At 43.7% G+C, this 22333-nt stretch carries 13 protein-coding genes and 2 pseudogenes; 7 read left to right on the top strand and 8 right to left on the bottom strand.

All coding sequences use genetic code 11. The annotated features are described in order from the left end of the window. Nucleotides 1-241: 241 nt before the first annotated feature. The 3 genes from VL20_RS15920 (at nt 242) to VL20_RS32870 (ending at nt 2318) form a co-directional block, all read left to right on the top strand. Nucleotides 242-1153: a COX15/CtaA family protein gene (locus tag VL20_RS15920; RefSeq protein ID WP_081417887.1), complete on the top strand. Its 912-nt coding sequence runs from the start codon at nt 242-244 to the stop codon at nt 1151-1153. 111 nt (nt 1154-1264) lie between these two features. After that, on the top strand, nt 1265-2215 hold the full coding sequence (locus VL20_RS15915; protein WP_016516960.1) for a heme o synthase: 951 nt from the start codon (nt 1265-1267) through the stop codon (nt 2213-2215). Further along, a complete protein-coding gene (locus VL20_RS32870; protein ID WP_284525819.1) occupies nt 2190-2318 on the top strand; it encodes a hypothetical protein in 129 nt (42 codons plus the stop codon). Before VL20_RS15915 ends, VL20_RS32870 begins: the two co-directional genes overlap by 26 nt. A gap of 161 nt (nt 2319-2479) precedes the next feature. Here VL20_RS32870 and dnaA read toward each other — a convergent pair whose 3' ends face one another. Next, nucleotides 2480-3814 carry a chromosomal replication initiator protein DnaA gene (gene dnaA, locus VL20_RS15910; RefSeq protein WP_052277058.1) on the bottom strand — a complete coding sequence of 445 codons (1335 nt, stop codon included), beginning with the start codon at nt 3812-3814 and terminating at the stop codon, nt 2480-2482. Nucleotides 3815-4150: 336 nt separating this feature from the next. On the opposite strand from dnaA, the gene def reads away from it, so the two are divergent. The 3 genes from def (at nt 4151) to hemB (ending at nt 7345) form a co-directional block, all read left to right on the top strand. After that, nucleotides 4151-4609 carry a peptide deformylase gene (gene def, locus VL20_RS15905; RefSeq protein ID WP_052277057.1) on the top strand — a complete coding sequence of 153 codons (459 nt, stop codon included), beginning with the start codon at nt 4151-4153 and terminating at the stop codon, nt 4607-4609. A gap of 863 nt (nt 4610-5472) precedes the next feature. After that, nucleotides 5473-6129: a GTP cyclohydrolase I FolE gene (folE, locus tag VL20_RS15900; protein ID WP_002758386.1), complete on the top strand. Its 657-nt coding sequence runs from the start codon at nt 5473-5475 to the stop codon at nt 6127-6129. Between the two features lie 235 nt (nt 6130-6364). After that, nucleotides 6365-7345, top strand: a complete 981-nt coding sequence (hemB, locus tag VL20_RS15895; RefSeq protein WP_052277056.1) for a porphobilinogen synthase — start codon at nt 6365-6367, stop codon at nt 7343-7345. Here the strand turns inward: hemB and VL20_RS15890 are convergent. After that, entirely contained in the window at nt 7342-7950 is a 609-nt protein-coding gene (locus VL20_RS15890) for a chromophore lyase CpcT/CpeT (protein ID WP_052277055.1), read from the bottom strand. The two genes, hemB and VL20_RS15890, sit on opposite strands and share 4 nt — an antisense overlap. Nucleotides 7951-8027: 77 nt before the next feature. Between VL20_RS15890 and VL20_RS15885 the strand changes: the two genes are divergently transcribed. Further along, the gene (locus VL20_RS15885) at nt 8028-10106 is read left to right on the top strand and encodes a thioredoxin domain-containing protein (protein WP_052277054.1); all 2079 of its coding nucleotides are present in this window, start codon (nt 8028-8030) and stop codon (nt 10104-10106) included. 257 nt (nt 10107-10363) lie between these two features. Here the strand turns inward: VL20_RS15885 and VL20_RS15880 are convergent, their stop codons facing one another. The 6 genes and pseudogenes from VL20_RS15880 to VL20_RS15860 form a co-directional block, all read right to left on the bottom strand. Beyond that, complete coding sequence (locus tag VL20_RS15880; protein ID WP_284525818.1) at nt 10364-11653, bottom strand: hypothetical protein; 1290 nt, start codon at nt 11651-11653, stop codon at nt 10364-10366. Nucleotides 11654-11941: 288 nt separating this feature from the next. Further along, nucleotides 11942-12388 (bottom strand): annotated as a pseudogene (locus tag VL20_RS15875) (glycosyltransferase family 39 protein); the annotation flags it as partial. Between the two features lie 142 nt (nt 12389-12530). After that, nucleotides 12531-12680 (bottom strand): hypothetical protein, encoded by a 150-nt coding sequence (locus VL20_RS31225; RefSeq protein ID WP_158499357.1) that lies wholly within the window; start codon nt 12678-12680, stop codon nt 12531-12533. 101 nt (nt 12681-12781) lie between these two features. Then, nucleotides 12782-18933, bottom strand: a pseudogene (locus VL20_RS15870) (AAA family ATPase). Next, entirely contained in the window at nt 18930-20762 is a 1833-nt protein-coding gene (locus tag VL20_RS15865) for a carotenoid oxygenase family protein (RefSeq protein ID WP_052277052.1), read from the bottom strand. The pseudogene VL20_RS15870 and the gene VL20_RS15865 overlap by 4 nt, the downstream one beginning before the upstream one ends. A gap of 167 nt (nt 20763-20929) precedes the next feature. Then, a complete protein-coding gene (locus VL20_RS15860) occupies nt 20930-22264 on the bottom strand; it encodes an AAA-like domain-containing protein (protein WP_002740891.1) in 1335 nt (444 codons plus the stop codon). Nucleotides 22265-22333 lie beyond the last annotated feature (69 nt).

Genomic DNA, 22333 nt, shown 5'->3' with positions numbered 1-22333 from the left:
CGGAAATGGCCAGAAATCTAAAGAATATCTAAAAGGTTTTACTTGTCGTAAAAAAACTCATTCACAGTGATAACTAACTGGCAAACAAAGAACGTAGGTTGGGTTGAAGCATGAAACCCAACGCCCGCATGGGTTACGCTACCGCTAACCCATCCTACAAATAATTGTGCCTACCTACTTAACTAACTGGCAAACCAAGCCAGGCTCTTTGATGACAGACTCCTTGAGAACAGGCAAACCGATGACCGAATCTGTTTTTAACCCGACACCCCTAAGAGAAACCGGCAATATTCAGGTGTGGATGCGCCGCTTAGTCTGGAAAATTGCGATCGCTACTTTCGCCCTCATGGTAGTGGGCGCTGCCACCAGAGTTATGAACGCCGGTTTAGCTTGTCCCGATTGGCCTCTCTGTTACGGTCAATGGATTCCCAGTCAGCAGATGAATCTACAGGTATTTCTGGAGTGGTTTCATCGTCTCGATGCCTCTTTGATCGGGTTTAGTACGATCGCTCTCGTCGGTCTGTCTTGGTGGTATCGTCGCCATCTTCCCCCTTGGCTGTTGCCCTCTGCGATCGCTGCCTTGGCTTTAATTCTCCTGCAAGGAGTACTAGGAGGATTAACCGTCACCCAATTACTGCGATTTGACATCGTAACCGCCCATTTAGCCACAGCTTTGCTCTTTTTCTCCACCCTAATCGTCATTGCTACTTGTCTGACTCCCTACCGTGGCACCGGTACAGTCGGGAAACTAACTGGGATGGGAGTGGTCGCCACCGGTCTAGTTTATCTGCAATGTCTCCTCGGCGGTCTCGTCGGTTCCCGTTGGGCAGCCCATCAGTGTTTAACGGTTTCCCAACTCTGTCCGGTGATGAATAGCCACATTATCGGGGTTTTTCCCGCCACTATCTCGGTGTTAACCCTAGTTTTCTTCGCTTGGCGAGCTGCCGCTATCCATCCTCTCCTCAAAAAACTAGCTTTTAGCGCCGGGGGATTAGTCGCCCTACAGGTGTTTTTAGGCGTTGCCACCCTGAAACTGCATCTTCAGGTGGAACCCTTAACCATTACCCACCACAGCATCGGTGCGCTATTGGTGGGAACCCTCGTCGCTTTTACCACTTTTGCCCTTCGCGATCGTTCTTTCGCTCCTAAGTAACTAGACACAATTAATTGCACATATCTAACCGCCTCTTGCCTATTGCCCATCCTAACCAATAAGTTAATTTTGTCCCATTACTTATAAGCCATCTCTAAGGATTTAATCACGATGACTGGAACTCAAGCCCTTCGCCACCACGATAATTTTTTACAAGTCGCTAAAAGTTATTATCAACTCACCAAACCGCGAATTATTCCTCTACTACTGATTACCACGGCCGCTGCCATGGAAATCGCCTCTAAAGGTCAGGTTTCCCCCCTATTACTCTTTCTTACTCTCCTCGGTGGCACTCTCGCCGCCGCCGCCGCTCAAACCTTAAACTGCATCTATGATCGCGACATCGATCACACCATGCTTCGCACCCGCGCCCGTCCTATTCCCTCCGGTCGCGTGCAACCCCTCCACGCCCTCATTTTTGCCCTCGTTTTAGCCTCCCTTTCCCTAGCACTTTTTGTCTTTTTTGTCAATACTTTGAGCGGATTTTTAGCAATGACCGGTATCGCATTTTATATGCTGATTTATACCCATCTGCTCAAGCGTCATAGTGTCCAAAATATTGTTATCGGTGGCGCAGCTGGCTCGATTCCTCCCCTCGTCGGTTGGGCGGCAGTAACGGGCGATCTCGGTTGGATTCCTTGGATTTTATTCGCCATTATTTTCCTTTGGACTCCTCCCCATTTTTGGGCTTTGGCTTTAATGATCAAGGATGATTATGCGGAAGTAGATATCCCGATGATGCCCGTAGTTAAAGGAGAAGAAGCCACTAGCGAGCAGATTTGGCTCTATACTTTAATCGTCGTTCCTTTCACTTTCCTCCTGATTTATCCCTTGGCTGCCTGTGGTGTTGTTTATGGTCTAGCGGCTTTGGTTTTAGGGTTTGTTTTCCTGAAAAAAGCTTGGCAATTAAAACAGAATCCTTTTGATCGAGACATGGCTCGATCGCTGTTTAAATATTCCATTCTTTACATGATGTTATTATGTACAGCTATGGTGATCGATAGTTTACCCATGACCTCTCGTCTCCTCGCTACAATTGCCAGTTTATTCCCCTGTAGTTAATCTCAGTTATCAGTTATCAGTTATCAGTTATCAGTTATCAGTTATCAGTTATCAGTTATCAGTTATCAGTTATCAGTTATCAGATGTGAGTTTTCAGATGTGAGTTTTCAGTTCACTGAAAATACTCCCCATCTCCCCATCTCCCCATCTCCCCCCGCAACGCGCACGCAGTGGTCTCCCCATCTCCCCCCGCAACGCGCACGCAGTGGTCTCCCCATCTCCCCACTTCCCACTTCCCAATTTATAATTCATAATTCGCCCCGACTACTGATTGCGACTGAGGGAGTTAATTCGCTCGATTAGTTGGGCTAAGATTTCTTGTAATTGTCGATCTTGATGTTGGGAAAGGTTGATTTTATCACAGCTATAAATAACGGTGGTGTGATCTTTGCCGCCAAATTCTTCGCCAATGCGCGGTAAACTTAAATCCGTGTGTTGACGCATCAAATACATCCCAATCTGTCGAGCAAAACTAATTTCTCGCCGGCGGGAATTTCCCTTTAGATCAGCGATCGAGAGTTGAAATTTTTCCGCTACTACCGCCATAATAATATCGGGAGAAGTGGAAATTTTGGCCATTGGTGGATTTAAAACCGGCGCAATATTTTCTACCGTCATCGGCAATCCGGAGATAGAAATATAAGTAGTAGCTCGGATTAATGCCCCCTCTAATTCGCGAATATTAGAAGTATAATTAACGGCAATATATTCGATAACTTCTCTTGGGAGACGCAGATTTTCGTACTCGGCCTTTTTTTGTAAAATTGCCATGCGAGTTTCGATATCTGGTGCTTGGATATCGGCCACTAATCCCATAGAAAAGCGAGAAATTAAACGATCCTGTAAACTGGGAATCTGTTTGGGCAAGCGATCGGAGGCTAAAACCACCTGTTTTCCCGCTTCGTGCAGGGTATTAAAGGTATGAAAAAATTCTTCTTGAGTGTATTCTTTTCCTTCAATAAATTGCAGATCATCCACTAATAATATATCGGCATGACGATAATGATTACGAAAACTTTCCATACTATCTTGACGGATAGCGGTGATTAAATCATTAGTAAATTGTTCCGTCGATACATAAAAAACCTTGGATTGAGGATATAATTCTAGACGATAATGACCGATCGCTTGCATTAAATGGGTTTTACCTAACCCCACCCCACCACAGAGAAAAAGCGGGTTAAATTCGCGTCCGGGTAATTCCGCCACCGCTAAAGCGGCCGCATGGGCCATGCGATTAGTTGGGCCGACAACAAAACGGGAAAAATTATATTTAGGGTTAAGTTGATTACTGGGGGGTAATTCTGATTCTAAGCTACTGTTAGGCTGGAAAATAGCGATTAAATCGCCCTGTTGTGCCGTTAGTTGAATCTCGACGGGATAACCGACGATATCCTCCACTACTTCGGCAATTGTTGACAGATAATTTTTCTGAAGATGGTTAAGAATAAAAGGATTGGCAGCCTGAATTACTAAGCGATCGTTTTGCCATTCTTTAACCGTCGCCGTTTGAAACCAAGTCTCGAAAGCGGGACGGGATAATAGTAATTTTAGACGCTCTAGGAGATGATGCCAAAGTTGTTGGGTGCTGCTATCCACGGTTAATTTTGATTAAGTGGGTGGGTGGAATTAAATATAAGATGAACGTAGGTTGGGCTTCGGCCGTGAGCTTTTGCCGAACGGTTGAAGCATGAAACCCAACGCCTATCCACGGTTAATTTTGATTAACAAAGTTGCTCTAGTGCTGCTGCGGGGAAACCTTATCAGTTTAGCGAGATTTTTCCCCTCAAGATAAAATGATTTTCAGAGCGAAACAATTAATCTTTAGACAGATGACGCAAGTTTTAAGTAGTCGTGCAAAATTAATTTCCTAGTGAAGATAGGCAAGAGGCAAGGGGCAAGAGGCAAGAGGTGGTTAGATATGTGTAATTAATTTTGCTTAGGTACTTAACAATCACCCAATTAGGAAATCCAATTCTACAGCAAAAAGCAGCAGCGATCGATAATCTTCTCGATGCTGACTGTCAAAATTTGATCGATTCCCTGATTACCACCGTGCAAGCTGCCCACGGGGTGGGAATCGCCGCGCCCCAAGTTGCTCGGTCTCTGCGTCTGTTTATCGTTGCTTCTGGTCCCAATCCTCGTTATCCCGACGCTCCGATGATGCCACCCACTGCCGTGATTAATCCTCGCATTTTGCGGGTCAGCGAGGAAATGGTCAAGGGTTGGGAAGGTTGCCTCAGTGTCCCCAATTTACGCGGTTTTGTCCCCCGTCATCAGTGGATCGAGGTGGCCTATTGCGATCGCAATGGTCGCGAAATCCGTCAACTTTTCAGGGATTTTGTCGCGCGCATCTTTCAACACGAATTAACTCATCGGAAATTTTGGGTCTGAAACCCCGCCGTTCTAGGTTGGCTTTACGTTAGAATTAAAAGGCCAGTCTCGAAAACCAAGTGGACGGCGCAGCACCTTGAAAACTCGGCTTAGGGGGTTCCGACCAGAAAAGCTTGGCCGGGTAAAAAGTCGCGCGCAACAAGTACAAGAAGCTATAGGCGGTCAACGTACCGTGGGACACAGGGAATCGGGCTTCTGAAATGGGGCGAAAGTCTGTGGACTCTGTGTAAGACAGTACATGGTTTTTTAACTGTGGTATGCGACGGTGGTGGAAGCAGAAACTTAAATCGTGAGGTTTAGGAATCGCCGCCCTAAAAGTGCGGCGAGGATGTCAACTGGAAGGAATCCTCTTTCTCGATCGCCTTGCTTCTCCGGCGGATTTATACTCGGAGGAAGAATACCAAAAAATCAGTAATATTGCTGAATATAAGCGATAAAATCGCAAAATATCTCTACATCTTCAAAATAAGTTAAATAGCTTAACGGGACTATCTTTATCTGGCGACAAAATTTTTGTTGGTAAATCTAAATTTTTTGTTAAAATGATAACGATTATCATTCTAGGAAACCTGCCCTAACAAACAAATGAACTACTTGACAAAATAAATTAATTATGCAGTAGAACTCTGCCCTCAATTAACTAGGGAGATACTCAAGACTTTTTCGGTGACTAGGAAAATCAATTTTTCCAAGTTTCCGCACCGGAGATAACCCCAAAGACGAGGAAATAAACCGATAGCTTTCATTAGTTATCGTCTAGATGCCCAGAAAAATAAATACTCTAGCAAAGGGTATTTATTGACAATTGGTAAAATCAGAAAACTTTGCCGATCAATTAACTATTGGAGTCTGTAAAAATATCTATGACCTTAGCTAAGTCCAAAGCAATTTTCGACAATGATGACTACAATCACTTTCCCGAAGTGATTACCGAACCTAAATCGCCGGTATCGGAAGCCGAGATGATGCAAGCGGTAAGAACACTGCTGTTAGGATTAGGAGAAGATCCCGATCGCGAAGGTTTACGAGACACTCCTAAACGAGTAGTAAAAGCCCTAAAATTTCTCACTTCTGGTTATCAGCAATCCCTGGATGAATTGCTGAATGGGGCAGTTTTTCACGAGAATGCTAACGAGATGGTTTTAATCCGAGACATCGATATGTTTAGCTCCTGTGAACACCATATTTTACCGATAATCGGCCGCGCTCATGTTGCCTATATTCCTAACGGGAAAGTGATCGGTTTATCGAAAATTGCCCGCATCTGTGAAATGTACGCCAGACGACTGCAAGTACAGGAACGTTTAACCGCACAAATTGCCGATGCTTTGCAAGGATTACTACAACCTCAAGGGGTAGCTGTGGTGATTGAAGCGACTCATATGTGTATGGTAATGCGCGGGGTTGAAAAACCCGGTTCTTGGACTTCTACGAGTGCCGTGCGCGGTATTTTTGCCGATTCTGCTAAGACTCGTCAAGAGTTTATGAGTTTGATTCGTCATAGTCCCGATTTTCACTAATTAGTCAGGGGGATCAGGATTATTTGATCGTCCTATCCCCGGTTTTTGCCTAGGTAAAAAACTAGAGCAAAACCAGCTATTTACTGTTTACTTTTTATTTTTGACGCGCCGCTAAGTAGTCGGACATAAATTCTGTTGTCTATCTTAAGAAATGTAAATTGCCGCAATTCTTACTGACGACCGACTCCTGACTCCTTACCCCACGGTTAACTTTACTTTTGTTCAACTACTTATCATGCTGATTCGTCCCCGTCGTCTTCGTTATACTCCAGCGATTCGCCGTCTTGTTCGTGAAACTGAATTAACCGTTAATGACTTGATTTATCCCCTCTTTATCATGGAGGGAGAAAATCAAAGGGTTGCTATTCCTTCTATGCCCGATTGTTATCGTTATTCCCTTGATTTATTGCTCAAAGAAGTGGTTAATGCTTATAATTTAGGCATTAATGCCATCGCTCTTTTCCCCCTGATTGCCGAAGATAAAAAAGATAATTTCGGTAGAGAAAGTTATAATCCCGATGGTTTAGTGCCAAGGGCAGTGAAAGCGATCAAAAAAGAAGTCCCTGAAATAATTATTATTACCGATGTTGCTCTCGATCCTTTTTCGATTTATGGTCATGATGGTATTGTTAAGGACGGTAAAATTCTCAACGATGAAACCCTAGAAGTTTTAGTGAAAATGTCGCTCTCACAAGCGGCAGCCGGGGCTAATTTCGTCGCTCCTTCCGATATGATGGATGGTAGGATTGGGGCGATCCGTCGAGCTTTAGATGCGGCTGGCTATTTGGATGTGGGAATTCTCGCTTATACGGCTAAATATGCCTCTGCTTATTATGGTCCCTTCCGAGATGCCTTAGAATCAGCACCAAAATTTGGTGATAAGAAAACCTATCAAATGGATGGGGCTAATAGTCGGGAAGCGTTACGGGAAGCCAGTTTAGACATAACAGAAGGGGCAGATATTATTATGGTTAAGCCCGCTCTGGCCTACCTCGATATTATCCGTCGTCTGCGCGATAGTAGCCATCTTCCCGTCGCCGCTTACAACGTCAGTGGTGAATACGCAATGATTAAAGCGGCAGCGAAACAGGGCTGGATTGACGAAAAAAGCCTGATTTTGGAAACTTTAATCAGTATGAAACGAGCGGGGGCCGATTTGATTTTGACCTATTTTGCTGCCGATGTGGCATTAATGAAACAAGAAAGCCGATTTTAGGGTTTTTGCCAGCGAAATTGATAGAAATTATCCTGCGCTCCCCATACCTGCTGCCCAAGGCTATCATAACCTCGATCGCTGGTATCCATGCCCTGGGAATGTAGAATAATTGTATTAGTTATTTTCACCGCACCTCTGGCATTCGTGGGACAACCCTGGGGGGGAGTTTCTCCCCGATAACCCCCCGCTATCGGTTTTAAAAATACAGTACACACCGACTCGGCCAAATCTGATACATTTAATTTTCTTTCTGTCAAGTCTTTGTTACAAAAATTAATAAAGTTAGGGGCATTATTTAACTTATAAGCTTTTGATTCCACAGTGGAATTATCGGGGCTAGGTTGAATGACTAAAATTCTTTGACGATAGGGTTGATTTAAGCGATCGATAATCGCCTGTTCTTGATAAAGATAAATATTATCCTGTTTCGGGGCAAAATCCACGGCACAGGTAATCATTTGCACCTTAGCAATGCGGGAGTTAGTCTGCGCTTGTTGCGTCGTATCCATGACCCCAATTAAATGATTAGCCACCCCCTGCACTTGCGGATTAAGGGGCAAAGATTGAGTGAGAAAAAATCCTAGGGCGATCGAAGTTTTCAGCATGAGCAGAGGCTTGATTCCGGTTAGTCTCTAATTAGCTTAAACTGATAAGCAGCAAGAGCAAAAATTCCCCTTTTCCCATGGCTAATCATCTGGCTGCATCTGAAAGTCTTTACCTGCGAAAACACGCCGAAAACCCGATCAATTGGTGGTATTGGTGTGACAGCGCCCTAGAAATTGCCAGGAGAGAAGATAAACCGATCTTTCTGTCGATCGGTTATTCTAGCTGTCATTGGTGTACGGTTATGGAAGGAGAAGCTTTTTCTGATCGAGCCATTGCCGATTATCTCAATCAGTATTTTTTACCGATCAAAGTTGATCGGGAGGAAAGACCGGACATCGATAGCATCTATATGCAAGCATTGCAGATGATGGTCGGTCAAGGGGGTTGGCCGCTGAATGTCTTCCTAACACCGGATAGTTTAATTCCCTTCTATGGTGGCACCTATTTTCCCGTGCAACCGCGCTTTAACCGGCCCGGTTTTCTGCAAGTGTTGCAATCGGTACGTCGTTATTATGACGAGGAAAAGGAGAAATTAAGCAAATTTACGGCCGAAATGCTGGGCGCACTGCGTCAATCAGCTATTTTACCGCGAGCAGAGACCAATTTAGCCGCTCCTTACCTTTTAGCCACAGGAATCGAGACAAATACGGCGGTGATTCGGGTTAATCCCAATAACTACGGTCGGCCCAGTTTTCCGATGATTCCATATTCTCATCTGGCTTTGCAGGGTAGTCGCTTTGGTGACGATTTTGAGGATTCCCTCCGGCAAGCGGCCTATCAACGGGGGGAAGATCTGGCCCTGGGGGGAATCTATGACCATGTAGGGGGAGGATTCCATCGTTATACGGTGGATTCGACGTGGACAGTTCCCCATTTTGAAAAAATGCTCTACGATAACGGGCAAATTGTCGAATATTTAGCCAATTTGTGGAGTGCGGGTGATCGAGAGGCGGCCTTTGAGAGAGGGATTAAAGGCACGGTTAACTGGCTAAAACGGGAAATGACCGCCCCAGAAGGTTATTTTTATGCGGCCCAAGATGCCGATAGTTTTGAGAATGCCACGGATGGGGAACCGGAGGAAGGGGCCTTTTATGTCTGGTCGGATCTGGAGTTAAGGGATTATCTCTCGACTGAGGAATTGGGGCTGCTGCAAGCTAATTTTACCGTCACTGCCGAGGGGAATTTTGAGGGTCGTAATGTCCTGCAACGTCGGCAAGGGGGAGAATTAGGGGAGGAGATAGAAAATATGCTCGATAAGTTATTTATTCGGCGTTATGGCAGTTCTCAAGCCCAATTAGCTCTTTTTCCCCCGGCCAGAGACAATCAGGAGGCGAAAACTGTCTCTTGGCCGGGACGCATTCCGGCGGTAACGGATACGAAAATGATCGTCGCTTGGAATAGTTTGATGATTTCCGGTTTAGCCCGGGCCTTTGCCGTCTTTGGTGAACCTTTGTACTGGAAAATGGCTACTCAAGCGGCCGAGTTTATTCTCAAGCATCAGTGGTTAGATGGACGTTTTCAGCGCTTGAATTATCAGGGTCAGGCCTCGGTTTTGGCCCAATCGGAGGATTTTGCCTATTTTATTAAGGCTTTGCTGGACTTGCAAACCGCTAAACCCCAAGAAACTCGCTGGTTAGAGGCGGCTATCGAACTACAGGGGGAATTTGATCGCTGGTTTTGGGCCGAGGATGAGGGGGGATATTTTAATACTGCGTCCGATCATAGTCTCGATCTGATCGTGCAGGAACGGGGTCATACGGATAATGCCACCCCTTCGGCCAACGGAATTGCGATCGCTAATTTGGTGCGTCTGTCGCGATTGACGGAAAATCTAGAATATCTCGATCGGGCCGAAAAGGCCTTGCAATCTTTTAGTACCATCCTAGAAGAGTCCCCCACCGCTTGCCCCAGTTTATTTGTTGCCCTCGATCACTATCGTCACGGTTTCTGTCTGCGCGCCCCGGAAAGCTCGATCGAGCCGCTGTTAAGTCGCTATTTGCCCACTGCGGTGTATCGCGTCGATGCCAGTTTGCCCATTAGCACATTTGGGTTAATTTGTCAAGGGTTATGCTGCCTTGAACCGGCGGAAAATTTAGAACAGTTAGACCGACAAATTGCTGGGGTGATGAGGGGGGAGTCAATACTACTCGGTTAAGGTTTTTTCTCTCTCAAGCAGAGAACAGTGATAAAAAAGCAATTAACGCTTTTTTAATCACCAAGATTCAGGATCATTGATTATTTTGACCAAAATGGACAGGAATGGAGATGATTTTCTTCTCCATTGTCAAAACGCCCACACCATTGGTCAAAGCCAGAGAGGTATCGCGGCTGGGGTTGTCTATTTCATAGCCGCTCTCTCAACGTCAAGTGCCGACTCTGTAGCGGTTATACTCGATTTGATCGTTTGAGCGTTTAAGTCCCATTAGTTTTATCTTCAGCCATCTTATGGAGAACAAAAACATTATCTTGCTTTAAAAGCAGCCATCTTGCAAAAGGATAGCGTTTGACTTCTTGATAACCTTTGAGCAATCCAGAGGAAATCATGTAGTCATCACGATTTACCCACCAGTAACTTTTACCCCGCTGCTTCTGATATTTTATATCGTTTAAATACCAGCCATTAAATTCGTATCCCCCATCGATATATTCAGGAGTAACTCCCTGTTCCATCAAATCATTTAAGGCTTGCCACCGAGTTCGGTTCCAGGCTAAGTAGTCATGGGTTGCAGCCATAGTAAATCCGCCCCAAATAAAGATCATTGTCAAGGCAAAAGCAGTTATTTTTTTGCCAATATCTCGTTCGGCAATGTCCTTGTTTAAAATTACTATAAGGACCATAAATAATGGTACAAGCAGCAAAAAATAACGATCAAAAGCATACTTTATTCCCAAAAGAAAAAGATAAACTAATATCGCAGAAATTATTAGTAAATTCAACCATTTTTCTGATTCAGAAAAGGTTTGCAATATCCCTGAGCATAAATAGTAAAGCAATAAAAGCGCTCCAACTACACCAATCGCCGTCATCATCAACCAAAATATTTTTAAGCCAAGGGAATAGGGGGGATAATTTACCTTCAAGATATAAGTATCTCGAAGGGTTAAAGGGCCTAAGCCAAAATAAACTAGGACATTACCGATGAAGGGCATAGTTTTGCCTTGCTGGATCAATTTACCCATCACGACAACAAAAAAGCTAGATAAAGCTAAGAGCGTTATTCTTTGGTGTTGGCGCGATATTTCCTTAAATTTCCCAGAAAAAAATATCGCTATGAATGGGAAAATAAAACAACCAATTGAAATAATTAGAATATGGTTGCCAAAATCTAATTTTTGCATATTCATCAACACATTCTCCATTATTAAAAGAGTCCGCTCTTTAGATTCAAGCCATTGTTGATACAATTTATAGAGTAAGATTACCAAGGAAACCATCAGAGAACTGCCCAACAAAATTTTTAATTTTAATTTTTTTGTCCAAAAGATCGCTAGGGCAAGGAAGACTAAACAACTCAGGTATATAATTGAAATCATTAAAATGTGGTTGCCGAAATCTAATTTTCCTATAGCTATCAATACCTTCTCTGCTATTATAGTCAGGGTATTCTCTGCTGTTAAAGGCATGCGTCCTGTAGAATAAAGCCATTTTTGATACAGTTCATGTAGTAAAATTCCTGATAAAAATATCAGGGAACTGCCCAATAAAATTTTTAATTTAAATCGGCTCTTCGTTACTTGTTATGGTTCGATAGGGGGGCATAAATCGACTAAATCCTTATCTGGCAAGAGACTTAATTGATTAGTTCGCTCTAGAGCAAAAACAATTGACAAAAATCGCTAAATGCCTTTCTCTATAAGGGTTCCATCCCTTATAACCCCCGTCCATTGCATAACACAAACCGAAGAGCCTTTAAATCTTTGTTTAAACGAGTATGCTAGGGCAAATGATAAAAGAATAATAATTGCGTATTGACGGATTAAAATCGTGATATAAGCGAGGCAAATACCGAGAATAATTTCCATAGTTGATTCCCGCTTCAATCCCCTGATCAGAAAATAGAAAGATAGGATACTTAAAGCCAGAAAAGGAACGTCGGTCATAAAGCTGTTAGCTAATCCAAAGTATAGAGGATTAACCACTATCAGCAAAGCGCCCAACCAAGAGATTTTCTGATTGGCATTAACTTCTCTAAGCAGTCCATAAGTACCAATCGCACCGATTAATCCTAAGGTTAAAGTTGAGAAGCGTAATGCAGTAAATGAAAATCCAAAAGGAAGGCAAAATAAGGCTCCCCAAAAGGCTTGAAAAAATAGGTTAGTATGGGCTGGACTGGGAAGGCGGAAATCACCTTTCTCCAGAATCGATTTTACTGCCAGTCCATAAACCCAGTCATCATTAAGAGGAAAATTACCCAAAGGATTGACGACAATTACCATCACAGTCCATATGGCAATAATTATTAAAATATTGACAATATCAGCTTTTTTTGGATGACTAAAATAAATCCAACTCATTACATCTGTTTTGTTCATGGCTCTAATCTTACGAAAGGAAAATAGCGGAATTCGAGTAATTTAGTCACGACTGCTCGTGTTGCTCCGAGAATAGCGACTCGCACTGGCCGAGACAGGGGGCTGACTTGCGGGGAAATTTAGGCACAAAACACCAAGATAACATGGCGAAGTAAGCTTCATTTATCTCTGACTCGGAGGGGGTTGTCTGTTTCATTGCCAATCTCTCAACGTCAAGTGCCGACTCTGTAGCGATTATAATCGATTTGATCTGTATTGAGCGTTTAAGTCCCAATAATTGCTCTGTAGTGGATATTTCTACAAATTTGAGCTGCAACCCAGCCAATCGAGGTTAAAGATGGCCCGATAGATGGGATTATGAACCCGCAGCTGGCCCTGGTCTTTGATCACTAACCCCGATAAAAGTAACTCTTTTTCTGGGGGGCTATCCTCAGCAATCACCTCTTTTTCCCTTAAAATCCGTTCATAGAGTCTCAGGAGCAACTGGGAGCGATGACTGTTGAGGAGCCGATCGCGAATAGTCCGCAGATGTTCCGGTTCATCCTGAGCCTCCCAATTGTCAATGATCTTCTTCTGTACCAAGTCCTCAATCCAGGAGGCCTCACCATTGGGGGGAATCGGCGAGGCGGCGGTGCGAATTAACTGACAGAGTTTTTGGGTCAGAAAAGGTTGACCGTTTGTCCAAGCAAAGACTTCTTTTAAGACAGTTTGCGGGTTACTAACTTTCTCGGCCAATCCGCGCAGTAAAGGCTGGGCTTCGTGTTCCTTAAAACCCTCCAATTGAATCGAATGACCGATATTAAAAGGAGTGATTTGGTGGTCGGTAATTAAATCGGAGGGGGTGACAACACCGAAGAAAGCGAAGGTCAAACGCCGATAGAGCGGGTTAAAACCACGCTGGTTATAGCAGGAACGAATCAGGGCAAAAAAGTCATTAACTGCGAAATTTAAGCCCAAAACGCTATCAATTTCATCGATAAAAATCGCTATCGGTTTCGGGGGAGAACCCTCCACTATCCCCACTTCCAGCAATAACACTTCTTCAATAAATTCGCCCAAGCGCTGCACTGCCGAGACATCTTCCCGTTCTTGCCACCAAGCTTTCAGATTAACCCTTTTGAGCAGGCCAAAACGTCGCCCTAACTCGAAGGCTATCCCCTTGTACCATTGGTCAGAAGTGACATTTTCGCTGCCGATACGGGTTAAATCAATGGGAGCGCAACAGATGCCCTCGTGTTGGAGGTGATCGATCATGCGTACCATTAAACTAGACTTACCCATTTGACGGGGATTGAGAACATAGCAAAAATCGCCGCGTTTGAGGGCTTTATAGAGATAACGGTCGGCGGCGCGGACCACGTAGGTGGGAGCATCCATGGGTAAACTGCCCCCCACTTGGTAGTCAAAGGTGCTAGATTCTTCGCTACTTCTGAGCAGTTCATTTTCAAACAGTAATTCTGCTTGGGTGGCCTTGAGAATTTCTAGGGTTTGGCTGAGTTCTAGGGTGCGCTCCTGCACTTTCTGTTCTAGGGTGCGGCTATACTCGGCTAATTCTTCGGTAAAGCGAATCCGTTCCGCTTCCGCCTGTTTTCGTTCGCTAATATCGGTAAAAGCGGTGATCGCATAGATAATTTCCCCTTTTTCGTCAAAAACGGGCGTAGCATACACTTCTAGGGGAATAATCTTCTCTCCTTGGTGAATTTCTAGATCATCCATCGTGTTTTTTTCCCCCCTTAAAGCTCGGACAATCGGCTGGTCTTCGGTGGGATACAATCGATCGGTTCCAGCTTGATATAACTGATAGGTTTTCCCCAACTGATTAGCCGTGGTGATATTAACTATCCCTTTTCCTAAAATCTCTTGGGCGGTTTGATTGGCATAATAGGGTTGACTGTCGGCATCGAGGACAAATACCCCCACTGGCATGGCTTCTAAAAATTGCGCTAGTTGTCTCTGTTTGGCTTTGATTTCAGCGTAGAGTTTGGCGTTAGTAATTGCGATCGCCGCTTGGCTAGAGAGCAGTTGCAGCACTTCCAATCTTTCTTGGGTAAAAGCCCCGACGGTGAGGTTATTTTCTAGATAGACAATTCCCCGCAGTTGTCCTTGGTCGAGGAGAGGCGAACAGAGCAGCGATTTGGTTTGATGGGTTTTTATATAGGGATCGTTGCTAAAATTGCCCTGATGGGCAGCATCGTTATTAAGAACGGTTTGACCGCTCCGGGCTACATAGTTAATAATTGAGACGGGAAGATGTTCTTCGATCGCATTAGATTTAAAGACTGTCACCCTATCTTCCTGCACTGAACCGGAGGCTTCGATCGATAATTGTCCGCCGCTTTCTAGGATAAGATAGCCCAGCTGCGCCCCGGCATTTTCGATGAGAATTTTCATCAGGGTGGCGAGTAACTTATCTAAAACTATCTCGCTAGAAATGGCTTGGGATGCCTTCATGATCGTGGCTAAATCTAACAGATCTCCCGAATGACTGGCTGAATTTTTTCTGGTGGTAGTTCTCCTAGTTTCGGTCGGGGAATTGGAACCATAATTATTGACCATTAACTGAGAATAGCGGCTTTCTATATCTTTGACTTTAGCGGTTGCTCCCCAAAGAGAATAGAGATAAGCAGCTTCATTGATGTAGGTTTTGGCAATTTTTACTTTACCCCAATCGAGATAGAATTTCGCCGCTAGTTCGTTAGCTAGTGCCTCTTCATTAATGTATTCATTTTCCTTGGCTTTAGCGATGGCTAGATCGTAGTTTTCTATGGCTTCTAGATAGGATTGCTGCACCCGGTCTTTTTCCGCTTGCACTAAATAAAATTTATGGAGATAGTTCTGGGGTGCTTGATTAGCCCATTCCCACAGCTTTCTCTGATTATTCGTCACTCGTTCTAATACTTGCTTTTTTTGGTCATTGTCCAGATGATTATAAATAGCTAAATGGGCGAGGGAATCATAGACATTATGCAGAGGAATCAAGAAAGTAGCGGTAGCTCCTCCCAGATATTTTTGGGCTTGGTTAGCATTTTCAATGGCTTGTTCGTGCTGTCCAAATAGATAACAAAGGTATAATTTATTAACAAATAAAGCACAGAGACCGTAGAGATCATTAGCCTCTAGATGGTACGGTAACATAACAGTTTCTTGATAGTACTGTCCTTCTAAATGACCGGGATTTTCCGAGTGCCTCAGCAGATTTAAAACTGTTTGACCATAGATTTTTAGATAGTTGCGAGGGTTTTCTTGTTTGAGCTTAACAAAAGCCAGATCATAGTTAGCTATTTCTTGGGCTAATTCGGTTAATTCTTGTCCGATAAAGGCAGAATGAAAACAGTAAAGATAGGCACAGGTTGTTCCGTAGTAGAGATCGCCCATTTCTAAACCGGTTTGATAGGAAGATTTTAACAAGGACAGGGAATTTTTAATCGGTTCTTTCCAGATACTAATAGTGGCGGAAAAGACGGCAATTATTTTCGGCATCAGGGCTTTGGCATGAAATTTATCAGCGATGTTTAAAGCTAATCGTCCAAATTGATAACCCGTTTCCCAATCTTCTAAAATACCGCAAAGGATTAAGCCATAATTGACATAAGTAAAAGCCGCTAGATAACTATTGCCGTATTCAATTGATAAGTTAACCTGTTTTGATACTAGGATGGGTAAGAGATGAGGTGCGGCAATAAAAACAGGAGGAAATATGGCAGTCCCTATCTTCATTATTGCTAATTTTTCTTCCTCATTTATCGGCGGTAAATTACTTAAATCTTCGATATTTTGCCCCGCTAATTTTTGTCGGGTTTTAGTTAGTTCTTTTTGAATATCTGATGATTGTAAGGATTCAGGAATCTGGAAATCGAAGCTTTTAAGGACAGATAAACCAATTTGTACCGCTTTTAGTTCTTGATTTTGGGCGTGATACGCTTCGATGATTACTTCATAAACTTTGATTTTATCTAGGGTAGTTTTTGCCTGTTTTAATACGAGATTAGCCCAGCGTTGCATCGGCTCAAAGTTCCCACTTAAATAGGCGATTTCTGTGGCTTCAGAATAAATATTTAAAGTCAGTTGATAGTTATTTTTCCAGCTTGATTTTTTGAGAAGTTTTTGAGCGGTTTTGATATATTTTAAGGCTCCAGCTTGGGCATTAGCGGCTTTTGCTTTTTGGGCTGCTAGTAAATTCAAGTTAGCCACTGACTCTCGTTCTTTTTTCTCGCTAATTAGTTGATAACCAAGGTTGAGATGATCAACTATTTTAAAAATCTTTTCCGATAATTCGTTGACAGAAGTATGCTGCCAAAGTAGGCGACCAATTTTTAGGTGAATTACGGCTTTTTGGCTGTCTTCGATGAGAGCGTAAGCTCCTTGTTGAATGCGATCATGAGCAAATTTATATTCTTGAATCAGTAATTGTTCATCTAATTCTGAGAGGAGAATAATTAAACCAGCTTCGCTACTAGAAGTTAAAATTGGTAAAAGTTCTGAAGGTGATTTTTCAGAGATAACCGTCAGATTATATAAATTAAATTCTGCCCCAAGACAGGCTGCTAAACTTAAGACTTCTTGGGTTTCGGGAGGCAATTTCTGCATTTTGCCCATCATAAATTGAATCAGATTATCGGTACTGCCAATCCTTTGAATTTGGCCGAGATGCCATTGCCAATAGCCCCTATTATTATCGGTTTTAGTGGTTGTTTCTTGCCCCGATTGGAAAAATAGCCAATTTTCCCAGTAGATAGTTTTGAGAAATTCATTGACAAAAAAAGGATTACCGTGGGTTTTTTGCCAGACTAAAGCGGACAAAGATTGCACATATTCTGGTGAATGATTTAAGGTGTCGGCAATTAACTGATTGACCTGTGCAGGACCCAGAGGTTTTAAAATAACTTGATTGATAATTATGCCCCCTGCTCTAATTTATCGAGGGTAGCGGTTAGGGGGTGGGTGGAATTAATTTCATTACTGCGATAGGAGCCAATTAAAAACAAATAGTCCATATCGCCATCGAGCATAATTAATTCTATCAACTGGAGACTAGCCAAGTCTGCCCATTGTAAATCATCGAGAAAGATGACCAGGGGATGTTCTGGGGAACAAAAGACCCGAATAAAATTTTTAAAGACTAAATTAAAGCGATTTTGAGTAGCGATCGCTCCTAATTGTAACACCTCTGGTTGTGGACCGATAATTAATTCTAGTTGGGGAATCACATCAATAATAACCCGTGCATTCGCCCCCAAAGACTTGAGGAGTTTTTGTCGCCATAGTTGCAGTTGTGGCTGACTTTCCCCCAAAAGTTGCTTAACCAGATGAGTCAAAGCGCTAATCACGGCAGCATAGGGAATATCGCGCTGAAACTGGTCAAATTTACCAGAGATAAAAAAGCCGCGTTTTTCAGTAATTGGCTGATAAATTTCCCTAACCAAGGTGGTTTTACCCATGCCAGAATAACCCGTAACTAGCATCAGTTCGGTGTGAGAGGAGTTTTTATCCACCGTGGCTACCCGTTGAAAAGCAGTGAGGAGAGTGGCGATTTCTGCCTCCCTACCGTAGAGTTTTTGGGGAATTTGGAACTGATTGGCTAGATCTTGCCTAGCGATGACAAAATCCTCAATTTTACCCGTTGTTTCCAGTTGTCTTAAACATTCCTCTAAATCTGCCCGAATACCGTAGGCACTTTGGTATCGTTCCTCGGGGGTTTTAGCCATCAGTTTCCTGATGATTGCCTCCACCACCGGGGGAATTTTCTCCTTGACGAGACTATTAATCTCCAAGGGTTGTTTTGCCAGATGACAGTGAACTAATTCCAAAGCATCGTTAGCTGGAAAAGGTAATTGTCCGGTGAGAAGTTCATAGAAGCTAACGCCCAAGGAATAAAAATCCGTGCGGTAATCGAGACTACGATTCATCCGTCCGGTTTGTTCGGGAGAAATATAGGCTAAAGTCCCCTCTAGAACGTTGGGATTTTTTAGCCCCGGATTTTCCCGCCGCAGGACGCTGGCAATGCCAAAATCGATGATTTTAATTTGTCCGGTTTCGGGGTTAAGAACTATATTGGCAGGATTAATATCTTTGTGAATAACCTTGGCGTTGTGAATTTTCTCTAAATTAGCCACTATTCGGGGTGCAAGGCTTAAAAACTCCCTTAAGGGCAGGGGTTTGCCCTCTAGCCATTTTTTTAAGGATATACCCCCGAAATCTTCCAAAATAATCACGGGAGTTCTGCGGTAGGTTTCTAAACCATAGGCTTTAATCGCCTCCTCGAAGTTCAGGCCGCAGATGGTTTTATACTCCTGTTTGTAGTGGGTTAGTTGTTGTGCGGTGGGATATTCTTGCTTGAGGATTTTGAGCATAACCGGTTGATTATCGACGGTGCGAATAGCCCGATAGACTTCTGAGTTAACGCTTTCGTAGATTTGGGCAAGAATGTCGTATCCGTTGAGAACAATCATTTTTTTACTTGGCGATTGTAAATGGCTGCCGGTTTCCCTAGGAAAAATTCTACGGGAACCAAGACCAGACTCCGCAAGGCTGAAAGAACTCGATTTACCTGTGAGACGGAAGGACGGGGAGAAGGCAGCGCTTGCTCGAAATACTCGGAATGCAAGGTAAAACCAAAGTGAACATCTTCCGGCAAACTCAGTTTAGCAATCGGTCCGTCCTTGAGATTGTCAGGGTTAAATAACCAAGCTTCTAATACTCTGGTCGGGGTTAAAACCGTCGTCAATAGATAGCCCTGTTCTTGGGGAATAAACTGAATGCTATCTAAAATATAGCCATCGGGACAAACATAAAAATCCAGTAGTCCCCGACCTAAATGGGATACATGAGTATCACTGGCTTTTTTTTCTTGGCTAATCTGTTCAGTTAACTGATTCCAATCCTTATCGAAGGGAACCTTGGCTAATACCGAGGGCAAGTCATGACAGGGAAGTTCGGCATCCCTGAGGATGCGATTACTCTGGTCGCGACAATCCATATACTGACGACGACAGATTAATTCGCGCACATAACCGGCATAAACCTGATAAATAGCGCTGTATCCCTGTTCCAATTCCCGCGGGTCGGCGGTGTAGAGAGTGGTAGAGAACCACCCCGGATGGATGAAAGCTTGTTCGCTCATCACCCTGGCATCTTCGATAACCACTTTGCGCAGCACTCCGGGGTCAAAGGAAAACATCCAGGGAATGCCGTGGTATTCGGGGGGATAACCCTGACCGGTAAAATGTTGGATATCGTCTTTTTCGATCGCTTCGGTTAAACTAATAGTGGCGTTTTGGATGGCCACAAGCTGAATTTGACCGTTGGTACTATGGTAATTACAAAGGAAGTGATAACTGTCGCCATTGAAGGTAATTAATCGCGAGGGAACGGTGGTTTCTTCTTCCTTAAGGTCTTGACGTTTAACCAGATAAATTTGAGTTTTCGGATAGGTTTCTTCAGGCTTGATTCTGATACCTAATAGTTTGGCTACTCCCATCTGAAAAGGCATATCGGGAATCATGATATAATCCTCGGTGACGATGACCGAATGGGGACTACCATCGAGGATAGCTCCCTGTAGTTTCCAGGGTTTAAGTTGTTTTTGTTGATCCCAAAGAACAATATACACCGATTTATCTAAATCTTTTAACATACCTCCCGATACAAGTTTTAGCTTTAATTCACAGGTGATAAATTCTTGGGTCTTTTTGTCGTAGAAGGGGTGAGCGGTATTTTCTAGGACTGGGAAAATAGACAAAGGCACGGAAACAATATGTTGGTCAAAATAACCAATCGGAGTGATAGTATCCAGGGAAACGGGGTCCACTTCCCAGTAACGTCCCGCATCGGCAGTGAGAATTAATCTGGTTTCTTCTAGTTGTTCATTTTCGGAAACTTTTTCTAGTTTAACCATAGCAGTATTCGCTATTTCTGAACAACCCAAAATGCTGACCACGGCGGGAAAAGTGGCTTGACTAATATTAAATATAGGTAAAACTTTTCGCCAAAAACTATCCCAAGTTTTTAGTTTTTTACTGTAAACGTTAACTTGATTATTTTTACCTTGCAAGTCCCATCTAATAATTACACCTTCGCCAGAGAACAAATGACGGTCATTTTTTCTATGAAAAGGACAGACGATAAAAACGTATCCCGACAGATTTTCCGGCCAATGTCCCTCAGCAATTGTGGCGACTGCCTTATATAAATTGTTCTCATCCGGCCGACCGAGTTGCGAGCGACTAAAATTACTAACGTTGACAGTATTTTGGACAGTATCTTTGTTTGACATATTCATAAGTAGAGTTTGCGGCAAAAAGTTTGTTGGTGGGGTTAGTAGCCGGTCGTCGGTCGTCAGGAGATAGGAGTCAGGAGATAGGAGCCGGTCGTCAGGAGATTATTTTATTTATTCCCCCCACACCCTACACCCTACACCCCACACCCTCACTGATAACTGATTACTGTTTACTGATAACTGATAGAGGATTTCACCTCTAAAAAATAGCGTCGATACAATTCATAGCCTGGTACTACTTTATCTCCCGATTGTTTGAGTAGTCCCATACTGCTGAGTTTGTAAGCGAGAATTGGGTCTAATTGTACGGGTTCCACCGCGCTCATCACCCGGTCGAGGGCTTTTGCTAGTTCCGGCTGTTGTTCTAATACTGCCCAATGGCGCCGCAGGTGATGGGCATAGATCCCGGTGACAGAGGTGGCGCTGGTTAATATTTGCGTCATGGTTATTTCCTCCCGACTGAGATAGTAGAGGGCAGTTTGTACCAAAGCTGGATGTCCTCCTACTAGCTCCATCAGTTGTTGGACTTTTTCCTGATTTTCCCAGGTGAGTTGATAACGTTGGGCTAATTGCAATACCTCCTCCAGACTAAAATGACTTAGCTGTGCGGGGAATCCCACGTTAAAGGGGGATTGATTGAGCTGCAGGGGAACATAAATTTCTGTGGAATGGACGACGATAAGACGGAGTTTTTGCCAGATAGGTAGGGTTTTGGATTCTTCGTACCAAGAACGCAGCAGCGGTAAAAAATCCTTGGCCACTTGGGGATGTTCAAATATCTGATTAAGTTCATCAATAGCGAGGACAATGGGGGCGGTAATCGATTCCAGGAGATAGTCTTGAATGTAAACCGTACAGCTAATCTTGCTACCTAAATCCTCATCCCAATACTCATCTAATTGTGGTTTTAACTGTAGTTGACGGGCGGCATTGGCACACAACCAGCGCAAAAATTGGTTTAAATCAGCCAAAATCGTCTGGTCCACCTGTTCTAAGTTCAAACTCACCGTGCGGTAGCCTTGCTGTTTAGCAAAATCGAGCATTCTCAAAAGTAGGGAGGTTTTGCCCATTTCTTTGGGAGCTTTTATCCGCACTAAAGCCCCCGGTTTCTTGATTTCCTGCCTTATCTGTTCTTCGAGGGGAAGACGTTCTAAATAAAATGGGGAACCAAGGGGAACAGCCCCATTAGGATAGGGGGGCAATGTCTCCAATTTTTCGCTCTTGGCTGCCGAATTAACCGGAATTTTGTCTTGAGGGGGTGTTTTTAGCTCAAAATTCAGGGCGGCGATTTCTTGCCAGTCGAGGCATAATCGACGACAAATTTGTTCAAAAGTGGCTTGTTCTACCGGTTTACCAGTCAGGAAGTTGCTGACAGTAGCCAGACTAAATTCAGCTTCTTTGGCTAAGGAGCGCTGACTGCTAAAACCCTGCTTTGTCACGGCTAATTTAACCTGATTGAGGCAGTGTTGTTGTACTCTTAGACGGCTCGATAGGGAATCTCTCATAAGAATTAGGGGTGTGGGGTGTGGGGTGTGGGGTGTGGGGTGGGGGGAGTGGGGAGTTTTCTCAGTGAA

The organism is Microcystis panniformis FACHB-1757 (assembly GCF_001264245.1).
In the GTDB taxonomy this organism is placed as follows: Bacteria; Cyanobacteriota; Cyanobacteriia; order Cyanobacteriales; family Microcystaceae; genus Microcystis; species Microcystis panniformis.
This window is presented reverse-complemented; position numbering and strand designations above follow the sequence as displayed.

Excerpts from the sequence above, each read along its gene's own strand:
- VL20_RS15885 (WP_052277054.1), top strand. The coding sequence starts at position 8,028 with ATGGCTAATCATCTGGCTGCATCTGAAAGTCTTTACCTGCGAAAACAC.
- VL20_RS15915 (WP_016516960.1), top strand. The coding sequence starts at position 1,265 with ATGACTGGAACTCAAGCCCTTCGCCACCACGATAATTTTTTACAAGTC.
- VL20_RS15920 (WP_081417887.1), top strand. The coding sequence starts at position 242 with ATGACCGAATCTGTTTTTAACCCGACACCCCTAAGAGAAACCGGCAAT.
- folE (WP_002758386.1), top strand. The coding sequence starts at position 5,473 with ATGACCTTAGCTAAGTCCAAAGCAATTTTCGACAATGATGACTACAAT.
- hemB (WP_052277056.1), top strand. The coding sequence starts at position 6,365 with ATGCTGATTCGTCCCCGTCGTCTTCGTTATACTCCAGCGATTCGCCGT.
- VL20_RS31225 (WP_158499357.1), bottom strand. The coding sequence starts at position 12,680 with ATGAAACAGACAACCCCCTCCGAGTCAGAGATAAATGAAGCTTACTTC.
- VL20_RS15865 (WP_052277052.1), bottom strand. The coding sequence starts at position 20,762 with ATGAATATGTCAAACAAAGATACTGTCCAAAATACTGTCAACGTTAGT.
- VL20_RS15860 (WP_002740891.1), bottom strand. The coding sequence starts at position 22,264 with ATGAGAGATTCCCTATCGAGCCGTCTAAGAGTACAACAACACTGCCTC.
- VL20_RS15890 (WP_052277055.1), bottom strand. The coding sequence starts at position 7,950 with ATGCTGAAAACTTCGATCGCCCTAGGATTTTTTCTCACTCAATCTTTG.